Origin of the sequence: Pseudoalteromonas haloplanktis ATCC 14393 (genome assembly GCF_000238355.1) — a bacterium.
Classification (GTDB): Bacteria; Pseudomonadota; Gammaproteobacteria; order Enterobacterales; family Alteromonadaceae; genus Pseudoalteromonas; species Pseudoalteromonas haloplanktis.
This window is the reverse complement of record NZ_AHCA01000007.1, coordinates 173436-193704: the sequence shown is the minus strand read 5'-3', so window position 1 is coordinate 193704 and position 20269 is coordinate 173436. Positions and strand designations below refer to the sequence as shown.

Here is a 20269-nt window from a genome sequence, read left to right as displayed (position 1 = left end):
TTTTATACCAATTAAATACTTAAATCTTGAGCAATTGCTAATACTTAGCTATACCTAAATATTAGCCAATTGATATTGATTAAATTATGGATCTTCCTAAGCGAGCAACACTAAAGAAAATTGCCACGTTAGGAGTCACAGCAAGTATTATTACTCATGCTCCTTATGTATTTGCTCGTAAAAAAGTGACGCTACGTGTATTGGGTACTCATGTCACTTTGCAAGAAGCTATTCGTCAACAAGCCATGGCTGATTTAGGTATCGATATTAAATTTCAACCCGCAGGCAGTGCTGCTGTTTTGCAAAAAGCCTCAATGGATCCAAGCTCTTTTGATTTATACGAACAATGGTCAAACAGTATTAATGTATTGTGGAATGCGGGGAGTATTCAGGCAATTGATAAAAAACGTATTAGCCACTTTTCTGAAATCAATGCTCTTACCAAAACTGGCAAGTTAACACCTAACGCGTCTTTAGGTGCCGGCGATGCGCCCTATAAACTGTTAAACATTCAAGATGATGGGACCTTAAGCAGCACTGAAAGTGACCTCATTAGTTATTTACCCTATGTTCATAACGTAGATTCATTTGGTTATAACACCGATCATATTCCGCTAGGCACAGCTTATGAAACTGAAAGTTGGTCATGGCTATTAAATGAAGAAAATCGCGGGAAAGTGGCGATTGTTAACGCCCCTTCGATTGGCGTGTTTGACTTAGCGTTAGCAGCTCAAAGTAAAGGGTTAATAAAATTTCATGATATTGGCGCCATGAGCCGCAATGAACTGGACCAACTTTTTGCTATTTTACTCGATTATAAAAAACAAGATCATTTTTGCGGTTATTGGAACTCGGTACCTGAGTCAGTTGAGTTTATGCGTAATAACCGTGCCTATATTGAAAGTATGTTTTCTCCTGCAGTCGAAAGCCTAAATAGCCAAGGTGTCAACGTTCGTTTTGCCGCCCCAAAGGAAGGGTATAGAGGTTGGCATGGAGTAATGTGTTTATCATCTCAAGTCGCTAATAACGCAGAAGATGCAGCGTATGATTATATGAATTGGTGGCTATCTGGTTGGCCAGGTGCATTTATAGCGCGTCAAGGCTATTATATTAGTAACCCACAGCGCTCTAAGCCATTGCTAAGTGATGCTGAGTGGCAATATTGGTACGAGGGAAAGCAAGCAACCCAAGATTTACAAAATACCCAAGGGAAGATTTCCGTGCTCGCAGGGAGTAGCAGAAGTGGCGGTAGTTATTTAACGCGTTTAAGTAACGTAGCAGTATGGAATACAGTAATGCCAACTTACGATTACAGCTTGCAAAAGTGGTATGAGTTAATTAGTCGCTAATGATGCTGCACTCGATCAAATCAAAAATTACCATTACCCTCAGTATTTTAATTTGCTTATTATTGCTGCAAAGCTATTTTTTTGAGCGAGCACAAAGCTCATTAACCAAGTTACTCTTTTTACAAAATGATGCGTTAATGAAAACAGCGCTCACAACAAGCCTTGAGAATAATGTTATTTCACTGCAAGGTCAGGTTGTGGAATATGTTGATCATGCGACACCAAACGCCATTAACAACTTCAAACGTTTTCATGACCAAGCACAACAAAATCTAATCACCTTTTCAAGTAAAACAGCGCAACATCAATATCAATCTATAATGGGCCGCCTTGAGGATCACTTAATTAACTACAACAACACCTTCGAACAAGTCGTTAAAATTCAAACTAACCGTGAAACGTTATTCAATGATCAATTTAAGCTCTCAGTTACATTACTTAATAATAAACTCGATGCTTTAAAACTACAGGCTGAGCAAAAAGATAAAACATATTACGCCGAAGCTAAACTCACTTTATCCACTATCGAACACGCGGCATTAACTTATTTACGTACCCCTCATTATGATGCCTCACAAATCATCACAACTAAAATTACAACCCTGCAAGCACAACTGGCTAATATTGAACTCGTAAACATGCAAGCACCCGCAGCTGAGTTTGCAATCGACATACTCAATATCCGCCGTGCTTATAATCAACTCACATTATTAACTAGGGGCTATATTTACTCTTTTAATGTTGTATTAACCGGTATTGCTAACGAACTGCTTTATCTGACTAAACAAATTAATAACAGTGAAAAAGCAACATTAAGCCAGGCCCAACAACAGCTAACCGACCGCCTAGCGCAAACAGCTAAGCAGTCTAGAGCTTTTGGGCTGATTATTGTGGTATTAATTATTGTTGTTAGCTTATTTATCGCTAGGGCAATTATTATTCCAATCAGCAAATTAACACTTTTACTTGAAGATATGAATAATGACAGGCTCACCACTGAGCTGGACGAGCCCAACCAAAAAAACGAAATTACCAGTGCCATAAAAGCTGCTAATGCGCTATATCGAAAAAATCAGCAAAGTAATAAGTTGCTCATAGAAACACAGCAACTTAATGTGCAGATGAAAGATATCAATGCAGCATTGATGCTCGCGAAAGAGCAAGCCGAGAAGGCCAACAAAGCAAAAAGTGACTTTGTTGCCAATATTAGCCACGAACTACGAACCCCCATGAATAGTATTTTAGGTATGCTGCAATTACTTCAAGAGTCTGATATTGGTAAACATGAACAAAATCATGTAAGTAGAGCATTATACAGCGCCAATAACTTACTTGGAATTCTCAATAATATTCTCGACTTTGCCAGACTTGATGCTCAACGCTTAAAGCTAGCAAGCACTCCTTTTACACTCATAAACATTATACAAAGTTTAAATACTTCTTTTGCGAGTGTTACTAAAAAGAAAAATATAAAGCTAACAATCACCTGCCATACTGATCAAAAACAACCTCTTAATGGAGATGCAGCTAGACTCCGTCAAATACTGTATGCATTAATTGATAACGCCGTTAAGTTCACCGACCAAGGTGAAGTTAAGCTATTTATCGAAACGGTGGCTCAACAACATCAAATCATTACTTTACGTTTTACCGTTGAGGATACAGGTATCGGTATTGAAGCTGATAAATTACAAGAGATTTTTAACCCTTTTCATCAAGGGAATAATAATATAAACCGCCAATTTAACGGTACCGGCTTAGGCTTAACCATTAGCCAAAAACTCGTTAAATTACTCGGTGGGGAAATTCTAGTTCACAGCGTTGCAAACCAAGGTTCTGCGTTTTCATTCACTTTACCTTTTACCGCTACTGCCCATAAAACCATTGATTTTGGCCATAATCCACAACCACTGTTACTCAACCCTGCGGTAGCTTTAGAGAACTTAGATTTTAATGAAGAACTACTAAATACACTGTATCAGCGCTTTAAAGATGACTATACTGACTTTATACCGACCATTAAACAGCTTTATGCTCAACATCACCACCTAGAACTGCGCCGAGCCTTACACACTTTAACTGGTTTAGTTGGTACATTAGGGCTTGAACAACTAACCCATGCTACACAGACTTTGAAAACCGAGATAAAGGAGCAAGCCAGGGTCGATTTTAATGCTTTCGAACAGAGCTTTACACTTTCATTATGTGCTATCGATCAATATTTACTAACCAAACAATTAGAAGTGACGCCACAAATAGACCCAAATACCATAATCCAAACTGATTATTTAAAAATGATATTGTTAGACACTCAAGCAGCGCGGCCTATTTCAGCAAAGCTACGCCAGCAATTAACAGATCACATTAAAAAGTCCGGCGACGACCCACATTTGAGTGCAATAAAGGACTCCCTTGAGCAGTTTAATTTTCCAGTTACGCAGGCACTAATTAAACAATATTTAAAGAGCTAGAAAATTAGACAAGAACAGGAACAGTGGACTACTTTTATATAGTTACACACTAAAAGAAGAATTTAACGTACTATCTAAAGAACAATTAATAACCGGTGTACTGGTGACTAATGAGCAACAAAAACCCTTAATTTTAATTGTTGATGATGAGCCTAGCAACTTACATATATTGGTTGAAGGTTTGTTGTCTGATTATGATGTGCGCGTTTCTATAAGCGGCCCTAAAGCTATTGAGTTTGTTAAAACAACTCGCCCAGATTTGATCCTTCTTGATATTATGATGCCTGATATGGATGGTTATGAAGTATGTAAAATTCTCAAAAGTAACCAACATACCAAAGGTATTCCAATTATCTTTGTCACGGCACTCACTGATGAAGACTCTGAAGAACAAGGCTTTGAACTGGGCGCGGTAGATTATATTCACAAACCCTATAAATTAGCCCTGGTACGTGCCCGTGTTCGTACTCATATCACTGTACAAGGTATGCTAGATCGCTTGATCGAAAAAAACTTTGACCTACACGATAAATTATTAGAAATTGAAAAGCTCGCCAGTGAATTAAACAAGCGCGAAACTGAGCTTAAAAAACTTTCTGCCAAACAAAAGCTTTTTTATCAAGCGTTAACCAGTACCGCAGATGGTGTGGTAATCACTAATAGCCAAGGGATCATCATTGCAGTCAACCCTTCTTTTTGCCGTATTACTGGCTTTTGCGAAAGTGAAGCCTTAAATACACCACTCAAAGATGTTAAACAAAATAACCTCCCAGAAATGAGCTTTGCTGATATTTGGCAACATGCAAGTAATGCTGGTTACTGGAGTGGCGAACTTGTCACGCGTCGTAAAAATGGCGAGTTATACCCTGAATTATTAACCCTAAGTATGGTGAAAAATGACGCCGACACTAACGTCAATTTTATTGGTGTATTTAGTGATATCTCCAGTGTAAAGGTAACTCAAGAGCGGATCGATTATTTAACCTGGCACGATGAATTAACAGGCTTTCCCAATCGCAATAATTTTTTAAAACAGCTCGATTTACAGCTACGCCAATCTTATACCGAGCACAGTTATGCGTATATTTATATTATTGATATTGACAGCTTTCATTCCATAAATGATGGCTTAGGTTTGCTTGCTGGAGATACCGTTTTAAAAGAGCTTGCGAGTAGAATTGATAAATGTATTGATAATAATGATGTGATTGCACGCCTTGGTAGTGATGAGTTTGCCGTTTTGAGTACTGCAAACAAAGGGTGCGGCCGTATACGTGCACAATCGCTAGCTGAAAGTAAAGCGCAAAAGTTATTGCAAGTTATCAGTCAGCCATTTGAGATTGATAGCGAGCAAATAACTTTAACGGTCAGTATTGGTAGCTATTTATTTCCGCATATGGAAGTGCGTGAATCAGCCATAGAAACCATTCGAAACTGTGAAGCCGCGTGCTATAAAGCCAAAGAAAAAGGCGGTAACCGTATCACCTCATTTGACACATCGTTTGGCGAGCAAGCAAAACGGCGCTTTGAAATTGAACAAGATTTACGTAAAGCTATTAATCAAAATGAGCTCACCCTTTACTTACAATCTCAATTTGATCGCCAACAGCAATTAAAAGGGGCCGAAATATTATTACGTTGGGAGCATTCTAGTAAAGGATTTATTAGCCCCGCGGAGTTTATTCCAATTGCTGAAGAATCCGATATTATTTTTGACTTAGACTGCTGGGTTACTCAACAAGCATTAGCCCTATTAGCTAAAGTAAACAAGCAACACCCACAACTGAGTTTATCAATCAACATTAGCGGCCGGCACTTTCACGAAAACCGTTTTCTAAGCTTTATAACAGAGCAGATCAACAATAGTGAAATTAATCCTAAAACACTGACAATAGAGATCATTGAAGGTACATTACTTAATCACATGGAAGCAGCAATTGCCGCTGTACATCAATTAAAAAAATTAGGTGTTAGATTATCGATTGATGATTTTGGTACTGGCTATTCAAGCCTCACCTATTTAAAACAACTGCCGATCCATGAACTTAAAATTGATAAATCATTTGTATTTGAAGCACCCACTAATAAAAACGATAAACTTATTATTGATATGATCGTCAGCTTAGGGAATTTATTTGATTTAGAAGTGGTTGCTGAGGGGGTTGAAGGCGATGAGCACTTTGAATTATTGCAAGCCTACCCAAATATGATTTTACAAGGCTACCATCTACATAGGCCTGAGCCTGCTAGTGATTGGCTTAAAAAATTGGCAAAATAATACCGAGCTAATTAATTGCCCGGTATTATTTTTACTCGTTATAGCTAGCTAAAGCCGCGCATTAACTTAAGGCTTATTCGCGTACTTGGCCTTCACCATTCACTAAGTATTTTTCTGTGGTAAGTGACTCTAAGCCCATTGGGCCGTAAGCGTGCAATTTTGACGTTGCGATACCAATCTCTGCACCTAAACCTAACTGTGAGCCATCTGAGAAGCGTGACGACGCATTTACCATTACGACTGAAGCATCAACACTGCGTTGGAATAACTCAGCGGCAGCTTGATTTTTAGTACAAATCACTTCGGTATGGTTTGAACCAAATTGTGCAATATGGTCAATGGCACCGGCAAAGTCTGGTACAACGCGAATTGCGATTTCTAAATCTAGGTATTCTTCACCAAATTGCTCTGCTGTAAGTACGGTTGCATTATCAAAATACTGTGCAGCTTGGCTGTCTGCATTAATTTTTACCCCTTCTTGGCGTAATACAACAGCACATAGATTTAAAAATTCATCAGCAATATCTTGATGAACCACTAAGCCCTCTAATGCATTACATACACCGGTGCGCTGGGTTTTACCATTCAGTAGTAAGTTAATAGCCACTTCAAGATCGGCATCTTTATCGACGTATAAATGGCACACACCTTTAAAGTGTTGGATCACAGGGATCGTGCTGTTCTCTGTCACAAAATTAATAAGGCCTTCACCACCGCGTGGAATGATTAAATCAATGCTGTCGCGCTGCTGCATAAGCTCCATTAATAAACCGCGATCTGGATCTGGGATAACTGAAATTAATGCTGTAGGTAAATTATGCTGCTCAAGTACGCTGTGCATTACGCTGGCTATTGCTTGCGAGCTTTTAAGTGCCTCTTTACCACCACGTAAAATTACACCATTACCTGACTTAAAGCACAAAGCACCTGCGTCGGCAGTTACATTTGGACGCGCTTCATAAATCATACAAACAACACCCAGCGGTACGCGCATCTTACGAATTTTAATACCATTTGGACGCTCTGTAATATCACGTAATTGACCCACAGGATCATCAAGACTTACAATCACTTCGATGCCTTCCGCCATCGCTTCGATACGTTCATCATTGAGCGTCAAACGGTCAACCATTGATGCTGCTAAATTATTATCGCGCGCAGCAGCTAAATCACTTTCATTTTCTTTAATGATAAAGGCTTTTTGCGCACGTAGTGCCGCAGCCATTTCTAGTAGCACCTGATTTTTGGTCTCGGTATCGAGTAAGGCTAACTGATGTGCCGCTTTTGCTGCTTGACGTGAAATATCCGTAATTAAACTCATGACTTCTCCAATAATGCGATATCTTTTTCTGAAATAACGGGACCGATCGAATCTTGCATTTTGTCGCTAAATTCGCTTTGTTCGTTATCAGCTATAAAATTCAATAAACAACTACTGTAATTGGCGGTCGCTTTAGCTAATCGAGTACCATCATTGCTGCGAACTAAAATGGTATCACCAACCGCAAACTCACCATGTACAGCAACAATTTCATCACCTCGAATACAGCCTGTTTCACCCTCTAGAGATTCATCAAATGAACCTTCAACAACAACTTCACCTTGCTCATTTGCTGTATGTGTCATCCAGTGTACAGCTTCTTGCATTGGTTTTTCATACGGCAAGAAAATAGTTCCTGGGTTTTCGCCTTCCAGTAGTTGTGTAAATGTTTTCTCTTTAAAACCGTTAATAATGTACGTAGTAATTCCGTGTGAAGTGGCTTTTTCTGCCGCTTCAATTTTAGTTTTCATCCCACCGGTACCAACCGCGCTGGTAGCACATCCTGCCATAGCATAGATTGAATCATCAATTGATTTAATTTCAGGCAATAACACCGCATCATCATGTAAGTTCGGGTTTTTATCATAAAGCCCATCTACATCTGAAAAAATCATTAATGCATCAGCATCTGCGGCCGCTGCCACCATCGCCGATAAATTGTCGTTATCACCCACCTTTAAATCATCTGTGGTCACCGTATCATTTTCATTCATGATAGGCAGTACACCATGCTCAAGTAAGGTAAATACGGTTTCTCGAATACTTTGATAGCGCTCACGGTCGCGTAAATCACCATGAGTTAATAAAATTTGTGCCGATGGGAAGTCAAAAAAGCGGTCCCACATTGCCATCATTTCTGTTTGGCCTGCCGCTGCCATGGCTTTTTTCATTACCACAGTACGCTCTTGCTGAGCAGGAAATAAATGCGCGCCAGCAGCAACTGAGCCTGACGAAACTAAAATCACTTCAATTCCTTGACTACGACAACGAACAATAAACTGAGCGATGGTTAATAAATAACGCGAGCGGCAGCCATCTTGATCCGGTGCAATTAATGCGCTACCTACTTTTAATACGATACGTCGCCAATTTAACTTTTGCATAAATGTTCAACTTTCCATTTTAACTGTGTTTTACCCTTTAGTAGGGTAAGTATGAAAACAATCACCTAGCACTACACTAGATTACGAGTTAACAATGTGTACGTTCCATTTCACTCACTTTCATTCTGCACTTTTAAATACTCAGCCAAAAACATTCACTCAGTATGTTTACTAAGCAATAGGTATAGCATAACTTTAGCTCAATCATTAAGACTGAACAGTTATAAAGTAAATAAAAAAGTGTTGTTTATGCATCGCTGTAAAAAGCTGTGTGAGGCTTTTTTATTAACAACATACATAGAGCCTCTAGAGTCTGGTACACCAACAGATAGGGTGATGACTCAAGGACCGAGATTTGCTCACCACGATGGGTGTCAAATATTGAGCAAGTAACAGTTCAACTCAAACTAAATAAATCACCAAAAGGTAATTTTTGTTCAAATTAACTAACTACTAAAAGTGAGTAAAATTATACAAATTGTGTTCCAAACAATTAAAAGTTAATTTTTAAGCATATAAATATAGTAACCTCAATCTAAGCCATTGAAATAAATAGCGACTTAAAAATAACTATATGTATTCGCTTAGTTCTAAAAAATAACTAATTAGATAACTAATTGTTTGAACACTAACTATAATACGCTAATTTTAGGGAAGAGATCAAGGCTACATTTCGTCCGGCTGGCTTATTATTCATCCTAAAAAATTTTAAAATACATATTTATCAATAGGTTATGGTAACTTTACTTCATTTTGATTATTTTAAACGCAGTTAATTTTCATTTCTTCCACAAATAACTTCATAAACAGCTAAAATTCTATTAGGAAAAAATAACATACACGTGTATACCCCTGTATCATTAGTCTCTAAAATGTTACTCCACACTGCAGTAATAAATAAGGAATGCATCATCTATGTCAGCTATTTATATCGCAGGGATCGCGCTATGCTCGGTTCTCGCTCAATGGGTAGCATGGGGTTTTCGTGTCCCAGCTATTTTATTTTTGTTGCTTACAGGCCTGCTACTAGGGCCTGCTACGGGTCTATTAGATCCCGATGCACTACTTGGTGATTTACTATTTCCAGTGGTCTCTCTCAGTGTTGCAGTGATCTTATTTGAAGGTTCATTAACACTGCACTTTCGTGAACTCAAAGGTATTGGCAAGGTAGTCAGGAACCTCTGCTCAATAGGGATGATTGCCACTTGTATCGTCATCAGCCTAAGTGCATATTGGATTTTAGAACTAAACTGGCGTGTTGCCGCAGTACTTGGTGCTGTTTTAGTTGTAACAGGGCCTACTGTAATAGCCCCGCTATTAAATTCAATGCGGCCGACTCAAGATATAGACCGAATTTTGCGCTGGGAAGGCATTGTTATCGACCCAATCGGTGCTTTATTTGCGGTATTAGTATTTGAAGCTGTCATGCTTGTTGGTCAAGGTGAAGTGTTTTTACACACTATTATCGCCTTATTCAAAACCTTAGGGGTGGGCTTGTCAATTGGTGTAGTTGCTGGCTGGTTAACAACTTTATTGATCCGCCGTGAATGGCTACCATTTGAATTACATAAGTTTGGCATCTTAGCGCTGGTATTGATCAGCTTTACAATTTCAAATCATTTAAGCCATGAATCTGGCTTACTTGCGGTTACAGTATTTGGTATTTGGCTAGCAAATCAAGATGATTTAGAAATTGATTCTGTTTTAGAGTTTAAAGAAGATCTGTCTATGATCTTAATTTCGACCTTATTTATCTTGCTTGCAGCACGTTTAGAGCTCTCGGATTTAATGATGCTTGATGCTGATGTGTTTATCTTTTTAGCAATAGTGCTGTTTGTTGCACGTCCACTGTGTATTGCTGTTTCAACCTTTGGCACAGAGCTGCCAATAAAGTCTCGTCTAGTGCTGTCATGGATAGCGCCTCGGGGGATTGTTGCCGCTGCAGTAGGCTCGGTATTTGCGCTAAGTATGATGGAAGCAGGCGTCGCCGACGCAGAAAAAATAGTCCCGCTAATTTTTACTGTGATCATTATTACTGTGGTTTTGCAAAGTTTAACGGCTATTCCAATCGCTAAACTATTGGGTGTACGCCAACCTTCACCTAATACTATCTTAATAATAGGTGCTAACCATGTTGCTCGCGCCATTGCTTGTGGCTTAAAAGAGCAAAATATTCCAGTGCATTTATCTGATCCTGCTTGGGAAAACTGCAAAATGGCACGTATGGACGGCCTTGCTTGTTACTATGGCAACCCGCAGTCAGAGCATGCCGAGCGCTACCTACCATTAACCACTATTCGTAGTGTTATGGCGCTATCGCCTAATCGCCACCACAACGCATTAGGTGTGCAGTATTTTTCACATTTATTGAATGAGAAAAACGTGTTTTCACTGCGTTCTTCAACCTCACATGCAAAGGCAAATAAAGACAGCGCCACATTTTTATCTCGCCAAATACTATTTGGTGATAGTGGTTCATATGCTCGTTTAAGTAGCCTTATAGCAAAAGGCGGTAAAGTGAGTGCCACACGCATTTCAGAAGAGTTTAGTTGGGAGAAATATCAGGAGGTGAATCCTGATGCGATCCCATTATTTATTATTAATGGGGATAAAGATAGCGATGAAGATTCACCGTTAAAGCTGCGTCCATTTACGATAAATATGGAGAAACCGCCACAACAAGGTGAGCGTATTATTGCAATGCAGCCACCGAAAATGTCGGTGTTAAAAGACCCCAACAATGGTAAAAACAAAGAGCCTAAACAATCTAAAGAAATAAAAGAGTAAACAAAAAGGGCTAGGTATTACACCTAGCCCTTTTACTTTCAACTCGCTAACTGTATCCTTTCTAACTCGCTAGCTATTCAATTCACACCTACATAGGTAAACGTGCGCGTGCCACTACGCTGTCTGGCATTTTTTGCGCCAGTTGAGCAAGTGATCGTTCAATCTTTTGGTGAGTTGCCTTGTCTGCCACCATGGCATGGAAGAGCCAACGATACGCATCTTCATAATCGCGTGGACTACCAAAGCCTTGATTAAACAAATTTACTAAGCGTAATTGTGCCTTCAAGTTACCTTGTGCTGCTGCTTCGCGCAGGTAAGTTATAGCCAGTGCTTTGTCTTTTTGCACTAAACGGCCAGTATCATAGTAACGACCAAGTTGCTCTAATGCAGCCGCTAAGCCTTGCTGAGCTGCCTGACGCATATAATACACACCCAATTCCACATTACGATCAACACACACCGCATACGCTAACATGTCGCCATATAGGAATTGATAAGAAGGCAATGCCATTTTATTGGCTCGTGCTTCGATATCTTGCACTAACTGGCAATCATCTGCCTTTACCCGCGCTAAATGGGCATTTTTATTGATCAGTGCTAACAGCTCTGTTTCTGTGTATAAAGGTACGGCAGTCAGCGGTTCCTCCGCTTTAGCGAAGCTTGCCAACAACATAGAGAGCGGCACTATTGATAAACAAGTTAACAAACGCATTTAGGTCACTTTAATTAAAACCATCTTGTTAAAGTTTATACAAAGATCGTTCCAGAATGAAATTTATCTAGGCTTATTTGTAATAAAGCTGAAAAACAGCCACAAAAAAAGCTGCTCTAGGCAGCTTTTTTAGTGCAATTGGTTATTACGCAAATGGGCTGCGTAGTACCATAGTTTCTACGCGATCAGGACCTGTAGAAATAATATCAACAGGTACACCTGTGATTTCTTCAATACGCTTGATGTAATCAAGTGCAGCTTGTGGTAACTGCTCAACAGAAGTAGCACCTACTGTATTTTCAGACCAACCTGGCATTTCTTCATACACTGGAGTTACTTTCTCGTAACCTTCAGCAGCAAGTGGCGTTACGTTAGTAACAGTACCGTCTTCTAACTGATAACCAGTACAGATTTTAAGCGTCTCTAAACCATCTAATACGTCAAGCTTCGTTAAACAGAAGCCTGTAATTGAGTTGATTTGCACTGCACGGCGCATTGCTACTGCATCTAACCAACCAGTACGACGCAAACGACCTGTTGTCGCACCAAATTCATGGCCAACAGTACCTAAGTGCTTACCTACTGGGTCTTGCTTTTCAAGGCCATCATAAAGCTCTGTTGGGAAAGGACCAGAACCAACACGCGTTGTGTAAGCTTTGATAATACCCAGAACGTAATCAAGGTTTAATGGACCAAAACCTGCGCCTGTCGCAACACCACCGGCAGTGGTATTTGAAGAGGTTACGTATGGGTAAGTACCGTGATCGATATCAAGTAATGTACCTTGTGCACCTTCAAATAAGATGTTGTCGCCAGCAAGGCGAGTTTGATCAAGTAATTCTGTAACATCAACAACCATTGCTTTAAGAATATCTGCAACAGCCATTGCATCATCAAATGTTTGCTGAAAATCAACAGCGTCTACTTTGTAATAGTTAACTAAAGTGAAGTTATGATATTCCAATACTTCTTTAAGCTTCGCTGCGAATAGCTCAGGATTAAATAAATCACCGATACGTAAACCACGACGAGCTACTTTATCTTCATACGCTGGACCAATACCACGACCTGTAGTACCAATCGCTTTGTTACCACGTGCTTTTTCACGGGCAACATCTAATGCGATGTGGAAAGGCAAGATTAACGGACATGCTTCGCTTATTAATAAACGCTCGCGTACTGGTACGCCACGTTCTTCTAGCATGCCAATCTCTTTCATTAGCGCTTCTGGTGATACAACAACACCATTACCAATCACACATTTAACATTGTCACGTAATACACCCGATGGAATAAGGTGTAAAACCGTCTTTTCACCGCCGATAACTAAAGTGTGACCTGCGTTATGGCCACCTTGGTAACGAACTACTAAAGATGCTTTGTCTGTAAGGAGGTCAACTACCTTACCCTTACCTTCGTCACCCCATTGGGTGCCTAATACAACAACGTTTTTACCCATTGTAAATTCACTTAGAAAAAATTAGGACGAGATTTTACCAGATAATGAGGGCAAAGATCACCCCGTTTAGGTTATTTTTTCTGCGAGCGCGTAGTGCATCACTCACAATAAAAATTAACTGGTTGAATAACATTAAGTTATTCACAATAATCTGTCTTACTAAAAGAAAAACCCTGCATACACAGGGTTTGGATTTGTGTTAGATATAAGAAGTGATTACTGCGCAGCAGCACCTTTCATATATCTAAAGAAGTCACTGTCTGGTGATAACACCATCACGTCTTGCTTATCTTTAAAGGTCTTTTTATAAGCCTCTAATGAACGTACAAAACTAAAGAATTCAGCGTCTTTATTGTATGCATCTGCATAAATAGCAGCTGCTTTTGCATCACCAGCACCACGAACAGCACGGGCATTACGCTCTGCATCAGCAAGCATAACCGTTACCCGACGGTCAACTTCAGCGCGGATAGTTTCTGCTTTTTCATTACCTTCAGAACGGTGTTCATTTGCAACCGCTTTACGTTCAGCACGCATACGTTTGTAAATAGAATCACTAACCTCTGATGGTAAATTGATCTGCTTAACACGTACATCAAGTACTTCAATACCTAACTCTTGAGCACTTTCAGAGGCTTGGACTAACGCTTCTTCCATTAGCTCGCTACGCTCACCAGATACAATCTCACGGATGGTACGTGAACCAAAATTAGTACGAAGACCGTTGTTTACTTTTTGCTTAAGTAGCGCTTCAGCGTATTGCTTATCACCACGGGCACGTAAATAAAATGCGCTAAAATCACTTACCCGCCACTTCACGAACGAGTCAACGATTAAGTCTTTTTTCTCACTGGTTACAAAGCGATCCGGTGCGCCATCTAAAGTTTGAATACGCGCATCAATACGACGTACTTGGCTAAAGAAAGGTACTTTGAATTGTAAGCCAGGGTTGTAAACAATTGCTTCACCACTGTCGTCTTTTTGTACTTTACTAAAGAGCATAACAATTGCTTTTTGCCCTTCAGGTACTACAAACACTGACGAAAATGACAACACAACGGCCGCTAATAATAGAACTAGACTAAAGTTTTTCATTGCGCTTATCTCCCGTCGTTAAAGCGATCTGCGCCAAAGCGGTCTGAACTTGAGTTCACAGTGCTATTGCGCGATGTATTAACTTTATTGCGTAGGTCGTTGATATCACTTGAACTAGGTAGTGCAACACGAGTTGCTGTACCTTGTTTTTCCATCATTTTATCAAGTGGTAAATACATCATGTTATTACCGCCTTTAACATCGACTAACACTTTCGAGCTGCTACCGAGCACTTCTTGCATGGCATCAATGTATAAGCGCTCACGAGTTACCTTTTTAGCAGCTTGATATTCAGGTAGTAGCTTTTCAAAACGGGCTACCTCACCCTCTGCTTCTAAAATAACACGCTCACCATAACCTTCAGCTTCTTGCGTCATACGCGTTACTTGACCACGAGCACGCGGTTCAATCTCACGGGCATAAGCTTCCGCTTCACGAATGAAACGCTCTTCATCTTCTTGTGCTGCAATCGCATCATCAAACGCATCTTTAACTTCAGCCGGTGGACGTGAATCTTTAAAGTTAACGTCCGTGACTATTAAACCTAAATTATACGGTTCGATAATTTTATTTAGTTCGTCCCAGGTATTTTGACGTACAACTTCACGGCCATTCGTTAATACTTGGTCCATTTTAGAATGGCCAACAACATAGCGCAGTGCACTTTCTAATGCTTCTTTTAAACTAGAATCAGCATTAGTAACACTAAACTTGTACAATACAGGGTCAATAACTCGGTACTGCACCTGAAATTCAACACTAACCACATTTTCGTCTTCGGTTAGCATAAAGCCAGATGTCGATAATGAACGAACTGCTTCAATATCAACTGGAACGACTGTTTCAATAAATGTCATTTTCCAACGCAAACCTGGATCTGCGATACGGTCAAACTGACCAAAATGTAATACGATGCCACGCTCTGCTTCTTTAACGGTATAAATACCGCTTAATGCCCATACAATTGCAGCAATAATTAGCACAAATGAAAGACCAGCTCCACCGAGTCCACCGCCACTTTTGCCGGGTTTATTACCGCCAAATATGCCGCCAAACTTACCGCTGAACTTGCGAAACACCTCGTCTAAATCAGGTGGGCCTTGATCACGTCCGCCTTTTTTGTTCCACGGATCTTTGTCATTGCCATTATTACCCGGTTCATTCCAGGCCATAGCTATACTCCATTGTTATCTAAATAATTTAGGTAATTACGTTAAATCTAACAAAAATACCGCTGTTCTCATACTAAAAATGACATTGTGCGGTAGTTTTTTCGAATTACAAAATAAAAGCGTCGATTTCAGGACCAAACTCTTTTCTCAATCGGTTCCATTCTACCATAGGCATACGCGTAGCTAACAACCATTGACCCTGCTCATCAAAGTCTTCTTGATGTACTGCGTTTAAATTAAACAACGCAGCACGTAAACGGCCAAATTGTGGTGCTAATTTAAGCGTATGTACAAACATTTTCTTTGCTAACAACTCACTGATAGCCTGTGATAATAATTCACATCCTTCACCACTGTGAGCCGATAACCAAACTCTGATCGGGGTGCCTTCATCATCCCGATCAATGCGCGCTTGAATATCTTCAAGTGCATCAATTTTGTTGTATACCAGCAATTGTGGTACTTCATCCGCTTCAATTTCTTTAAGAACCGATTGTACCTGTTCTATATTCTCTTTGCGACGATGATCAGCAACATCAACCACATGTAGCTGTAAATCTGCTTCACGAGTCTCTGTCAGTGTTGCTTTAAAAGCAGCAACTAAATCATGGGGTAAATGACGAATAAAGCCTACAGTATCCGCTAAAATAATCGACCCTACATCTTCAATTTCAAGTTTACGTAAGGTTGGATCTAACGTCGCAAATAGCTGATCAGCAGCATAAACATTAGAGTCAGTTATACGGTTAAATAACGTCGATTTACCCGCATTGGTATAGCCTACCAATGACACCGTTGGGATTTCATTGCGGTTGCGAGCACGACGACCCTGCTCACGTTGCACGGCAACTTTTTCTAAGCGTGCACGAATGCTTTGAATACGCACTCGCAGTAAGCGTCTATCTGTTTCTAGCTGGGTTTCACCTGGGCCACGTAAACCAATACCACCTTTTTGGCGCTCAAGGTGTGTCCAGCCGCGGATCAAGCGAGTTGACATATGACGCAGTTGTGCAAGTTCAACCTGCAACTTACCCTCATGAGTACGTGCGCGTTGCGCAAAAATATCAAGAATAAGCGTCGTTCTATCAAGCACTCGGCATTGGCAAACGCGCTCTAAATTGCGTTCTTGTGACGGTCTGAGTTGATGATTAAAAATGACGACATCTGCGTTGTGGATTTTGACAATCTCAGCGATCTCTTCAGCCTTTCCGGTACCGACGAATAGTTTCGGATGTGGTGATTGACGGCTGCCTTGCACAACCGCCAAACTGCTAACACCAGCAGAAGATACCAACATCTCTAATTCATGAAGATCTTCACGATCCCCTTCTTTAGGAAAGTCGATATGAACTAAGACTGCCTGTTCGCCGGCTTCATAACGGTCAAACAAACATTATGCTCCTAATTTAAAAATTTCCAACTTCTGGCTCTTCACCGTCTTCGCTTCCTTGAATACCTTGGAAGTTAACAGCACGAGCAGGAACTACAGTCGAAATTGCATGTTTATACACCATTTGGTTGACGGTGTTTTCGAGTAAAATAACAAATTGGTCAAATGACTGGATCTTACCTTGTAGTTTGATGCCATTAACCAAAAAGATTGATACTGGAATACGCTCACGACGTAACGCATTCAAAAATGGGTCTTGTAACGATTGGCCTTTTGCCATGTTATTTTCCTTCGTTCTAGGTGTTATTATAATTAAGTGGCTGAACTCATTTAACAAAGCTAAAAAATTTCAACTACTACTAGCTTAGCGAACTTACAACACGTTGCAAGTTTTCTTCATCACCCGTTGTTAACCACGTTACATCGGGCCAACCTCTTAACCACGTCAATTGACGTTTAGCAAGCTGTCGTGTTGCTGCAATACCGCGAAACACCATTTCATCGTAATCAGTTTCGCCAGCAATGTAATCCCACATTTGTCTATAACCCACGCAACGAATAGAAGGTAAGTTTGGGTGTAAATCCTTACGTTGATATAGGGATGAAACTTCATTTTCAAACCCCTGCTCAAGCATTATTTTAAATCTTTGTGCTATACGTTCGTGTAAGTCGGCACGATCATCCGGTGCAATAGCAAATTGATGGAACGTATACGGTAAACTTGGCTGCTTACTTTTTTGCAGCTCAGTCATGGTTTTACCCGTTAAGCGGTAAACCTCCAACGCACGATTAATACGCTGAGAGTCATTTTCACTCATTTTTTCTGCCGCTTGTGGATCAATACCAAGCAGTTCTTTATAAAGTGCTGGCCAACCATGCAATTTAGCTTGCTGCTCGAGTTCAGCCCTAATGACTGGACAGGCTTCTGGCAGTGGCGATAATCCATCTATTAATGATTTAAAATACATCATTGTACCACCAACTAATACTGGCACTTTACCTTGTTGGTGAAATTGGTCAATCTTTTCAATCGCATCACGACGAAAATCAGCAACAGAGTAACTTTCACTGGGATCTATTAAGTCAATTAGGTGATGTGGCGCAAGTGCAAGCTCTTGTGCATCCGGCTTTGCCGTCCCTATGTCCATATCTTTGTACACTAAGGCTGAATCGACGCTGATTATTTCTGTTTTTAAATGCTGACATAAATCAATAGCTAACGCAGTTTTCCCCGCAGCTGTTGGGCCCATTAAAAAAATGACAGGTAAATTACTCAACTCAACGACCTTAATCTAATTGCACTAAGAAATGATTTAAATCTATTTTAACCGCTTTTGCAGCTAAGCGCTGAATTGTTTGTGGATTATTTTGCAAACGCACAACATCCTCTGCAAATGCTTGGCTCGCATAAAAGCGTTGCGGTATTTGCCCTCGTTGCCAGTGTAACCAATCCTCAATGCTCTCAAGCTCAGCTTGCGTTGCTTTTATTAAGGCATCTATCGCTTGGCTTACATCAAGCAAATATAAACTCTGCGGCAGCTTTTTCACCATCACAAATTGCTTTTCAATCAATAACTCAAAGCCCAGTAAAGTAAACCAAGATTGTTGCTGCGTTAAGCGCGCACTATCTTCTTTACTGATATTGACTCGCACAGGTAACAACAACGCTTTGCCTTCTAGGTGACCGTGCTCTGCTATCAACTCTAACCAATCATCCACTAATAGATATTTAAAGTGTGAACAGTACAACTGTTGTTGTTGCTTAAACACGCAGCCACCATCACTTTGTATTATTAATGACTGTGCTGTTTGCTGCTGATTAGATGTCGGCAACTCGATTGGGGTACTCGTTGGTTTGTCAAAATGACTAGCATGCTGCTCATTGACACCTTGATAAAATGCACTGACATCATGATGATTCGCTTGGTTTGTTCTACCGTTTGTTCCTGCATACCCACCACCTCGAGAGGAAGAAGACGATGCTCCACTGTGGCTATTTTCAAATGATTGCAAGTTTGACTTAGGGTAATCCAATAACTCATTCGCTGCCTGACTCACGTACTGTGATGGCGCGCTACGGTGAGGGCTTTCTATCACCCCGTGTTGCGAGCTTTGATGATCAACAAACTCTTCTTGTAATGGTACTACAACCTGCTTAATCGCTTGTAAGATAAAGTCATGCACTAAACGTCCTTGATGAAAACGCACTTCGTGCTTCGCAGGATGCACGTTTACATCAACTTGTCGTGGGTCTATATCTATATAAATAACAAAGCCAGGGAGTTCTTCTTGCCCTGCAACTTCCTCAAATGCTTGACGAATAGCATGTAAAATCAACTTATCGCGCATCATGCGATTATTTACATAGGTGTATTGTGTGGTATTTGCAGAGCCTACGGGCAACACCCAACCATGTAATTGTAAACCCGCCTCTCCTGACTCAATATACAAGCCTTGTTCAGCGAAGGCTTTGCCAGCCACTTGGGCTACCCGCGTAATCGCCTGTGCGGGATCCATTTTAGCCCGATACTGACGTACCACTTTGTCGTTATGAGTAAGCGTAATAGATACATCAAAACGGCTCAAAGCAATGCGCTTTATTAATTCATCTATATGGGTAAACTCGGTTTTTTCAGTGCGTAAAAACTTACGTCTGGCTGGAGTATTAAAAAATAAGTCTTTAACTTCAATAGTCGTACCATCAGGGTGCGCTGTAGGCTTTACTTGCACTGCCATATCACGCCCCTCAGCAAACGCTTGCCACGCGGCCTCTTGCTCTTTGGTTTTAGAGCTCAGTGTTAACCGTGATACCGAGCTAATTGATGCCAGTGCTTCACCACGAAAACCCAGTGAGCAAATATTCTCTAAGTCATCAAGCGACTTTAATTTGCTGGTTGCATGGCGAGAAAGCGCAAGCGTTAGCTCGTCTTTATTTATACCCGAACCATTATCACGAATACGAATAAGCTTATGGCCGCCTCGCTCAATATCTATTTGAATCCGTGTTGCGCCTGCATCTAAGCTATTTTCAACCAGTTCTTTGACAACCGATGCGGGTCTTTCAACAACTTCGCCCGCTGCAATCTGGTTAGCTAATCGCGCGGGTAATATTTCAATGCTCATAGAGATCCT

General features: G+C 40.5%; 14 protein-coding genes. 4 read left to right on the top strand and 10 right to left on the bottom strand.

What is annotated here, in order from left to right:
* Window positions 1–86 precede the first annotated feature (86 nt).
* From PHAL_RS0114465 to PHAL_RS0114455, 3 genes are all read left to right on the top strand, one after another.
* The gene (locus tag PHAL_RS0114465) at window positions 87–1349 is read left to right on the top strand and encodes an ABC transporter substrate-binding protein (RefSeq protein ID WP_016709139.1); all 1263 of its coding nucleotides are present in this window, start codon (window positions 87–89) and stop codon (window positions 1347–1349) included.
* Complete coding sequence (locus PHAL_RS23110; RefSeq protein WP_016709138.1) at window positions 1349–3820, top strand: hybrid sensor histidine kinase/response regulator; 2472 nt, start codon at window positions 1349–1351, stop codon at window positions 3818–3820. Before PHAL_RS0114465 ends, PHAL_RS23110 begins: the two co-directional genes overlap by 1 nt.
* Before the next feature lie 103 nt (window positions 3821–3923).
* Complete coding sequence (locus tag PHAL_RS0114455; protein WP_016709137.1) at window positions 3924–6098, top strand: two-component system response regulator; 2175 nt, start codon at window positions 3924–3926, stop codon at window positions 6096–6098.
* Window positions 6099–6171: 73 nt separating this feature from the next.
* On the opposite strand, the gene PHAL_RS0114450 is transcribed toward PHAL_RS0114455, so the two are convergent.
* The gene (locus PHAL_RS0114450) at window positions 6172–7419 is read right to left on the bottom strand and encodes a glutamate-5-semialdehyde dehydrogenase (RefSeq protein ID WP_016709136.1); all 1248 of its coding nucleotides are present in this window, start codon (window positions 7417–7419) and stop codon (window positions 6172–6174) included.
* The gene (gene proB / locus PHAL_RS0114445) at window positions 7416–8522 is read right to left on the bottom strand and encodes a glutamate 5-kinase (protein WP_016709135.1); all 1107 of its coding nucleotides are present in this window, start codon (window positions 8520–8522) and stop codon (window positions 7416–7418) included. Before proB ends, PHAL_RS0114450 begins: the two co-directional genes overlap by 4 nt.
* Window positions 8523–9437: 915 nt before the next feature.
* On the opposite strand from proB, the gene PHAL_RS0114440 reads away from it, so the two are divergent.
* Window positions 9438–11309: a cation:proton antiporter gene (locus tag PHAL_RS0114440; RefSeq protein ID WP_016709134.1), complete on the top strand. Its 1872-nt coding sequence runs from the start codon at window positions 9438–9440 to the stop codon at window positions 11307–11309.
* An 88-nt stretch (window positions 11310–11397) separates the two neighbouring features.
* Here PHAL_RS0114440 and PHAL_RS0114435 read toward each other — a convergent pair whose 3' ends face one another.
* From PHAL_RS0114435 to mutL, 8 genes are all read right to left on the bottom strand, one after another.
* On the bottom strand, window positions 11398–12021 hold the full coding sequence (locus PHAL_RS0114435) for a tetratricopeptide repeat protein (protein WP_016709133.1): 624 nt from the start codon (window positions 12019–12021) through the stop codon (window positions 11398–11400).
* Between the two features lie 145 nt (window positions 12022–12166).
* On the bottom strand, window positions 12167–13480 hold the full coding sequence (locus tag PHAL_RS0114430) for an adenylosuccinate synthase (RefSeq protein WP_016709132.1): 1314 nt from the start codon (window positions 13478–13480) through the stop codon (window positions 12167–12169).
* Window positions 13481–13696: 216 nt separating this feature from the next.
* Entirely contained in the window at window positions 13697–14575 is an 879-nt protein-coding gene (gene hflC, locus PHAL_RS0114425) for a protease modulator HflC (protein WP_016709131.1), read from the bottom strand.
* Between the two features lie 5 nt (window positions 14576–14580).
* On the bottom strand, window positions 14581–15747 hold the full coding sequence (hflK, locus tag PHAL_RS0114420) for an FtsH protease activity modulator HflK (RefSeq protein WP_016709130.1): 1167 nt from the start codon (window positions 15745–15747) through the stop codon (window positions 14581–14583).
* A 106-nt stretch (window positions 15748–15853) separates the two neighbouring features.
* Complete coding sequence (gene hflX / locus PHAL_RS0114415; protein ID WP_016709129.1) at window positions 15854–17137, bottom strand: ribosome rescue GTPase HflX; 1284 nt, start codon at window positions 17135–17137, stop codon at window positions 15854–15856.
* 16 nt (window positions 17138–17153) lie between these two features.
* Entirely contained in the window at window positions 17154–17417 is a 264-nt protein-coding gene (hfq, locus tag PHAL_RS0114410; protein WP_016709128.1) for an RNA chaperone Hfq, read from the bottom strand.
* Between the two features lie 79 nt (window positions 17418–17496).
* The gene (gene miaA / locus PHAL_RS0114405) at window positions 17497–18387 is read right to left on the bottom strand and encodes a tRNA (adenosine(37)-N6)-dimethylallyltransferase MiaA (RefSeq protein WP_050901589.1); all 891 of its coding nucleotides are present in this window, start codon (window positions 18385–18387) and stop codon (window positions 17497–17499) included.
* Window positions 18388–18424: 37 nt separating this feature from the next.
* Entirely contained in the window at window positions 18425–20260 is a 1836-nt protein-coding gene (gene mutL, locus PHAL_RS0114400; RefSeq protein WP_016709126.1) for a DNA mismatch repair endonuclease MutL, read from the bottom strand.
* Between the last annotated feature and the right edge of the window lie 9 nt (window positions 20261–20269).

Coding starts and splice junctions, on each gene's coding strand:
- PHAL_RS0114465 (WP_016709139.1), top strand. CDS start 87: ATGGATCTTCCTAAGCGAGCAACACTAAAGAAAATTGCCACGTTAGGA.
- PHAL_RS23110 (WP_016709138.1), top strand. CDS start 1,349: ATGATGCTGCACTCGATCAAATCAAAAATTACCATTACCCTCAGTATT.
- PHAL_RS0114450 (WP_016709136.1), bottom strand. CDS start 7,419: ATGAGTTTAATTACGGATATTTCACGTCAAGCAGCAAAAGCGGCACAT.
- proB (WP_016709135.1), bottom strand. CDS start 8,522: ATGCAAAAGTTAAATTGGCGACGTATCGTATTAAAAGTAGGTAGCGCA.
- PHAL_RS0114440 (WP_016709134.1), top strand. CDS start 9,438: ATGTCAGCTATTTATATCGCAGGGATCGCGCTATGCTCGGTTCTCGCT.
- PHAL_RS0114435 (WP_016709133.1), bottom strand. CDS start 12,021: ATGCGTTTGTTAACTTGTTTATCAATAGTGCCGCTCTCTATGTTGTTG.
- PHAL_RS0114430 (WP_016709132.1), bottom strand. CDS start 13,480: ATGGGTAAAAACGTTGTTGTATTAGGCACCCAATGGGGTGACGAAGGT.
- hflC (WP_016709131.1), bottom strand. CDS start 14,575: ATGAAAAACTTTAGTCTAGTTCTATTATTAGCGGCCGTTGTGTTGTCA.
- hflK (WP_016709130.1), bottom strand. CDS start 15,747: ATGGCCTGGAATGAACCGGGTAATAATGGCAATGACAAAGATCCGTGG.
- hfq (WP_016709128.1), bottom strand. CDS start 17,417: ATGGCAAAAGGCCAATCGTTACAAGACCCATTTTTGAATGCGTTACGT.
- miaA (WP_050901589.1), bottom strand. CDS start 18,387: ATGGGCCCAACAGCTGCGGGGAAAACTGCGTTAGCTATTGATTTATGT.
- mutL (WP_016709126.1), bottom strand. CDS start 20,260: ATGAGCATTGAAATATTACCCGCGCGATTAGCTAACCAGATTGCAGCG.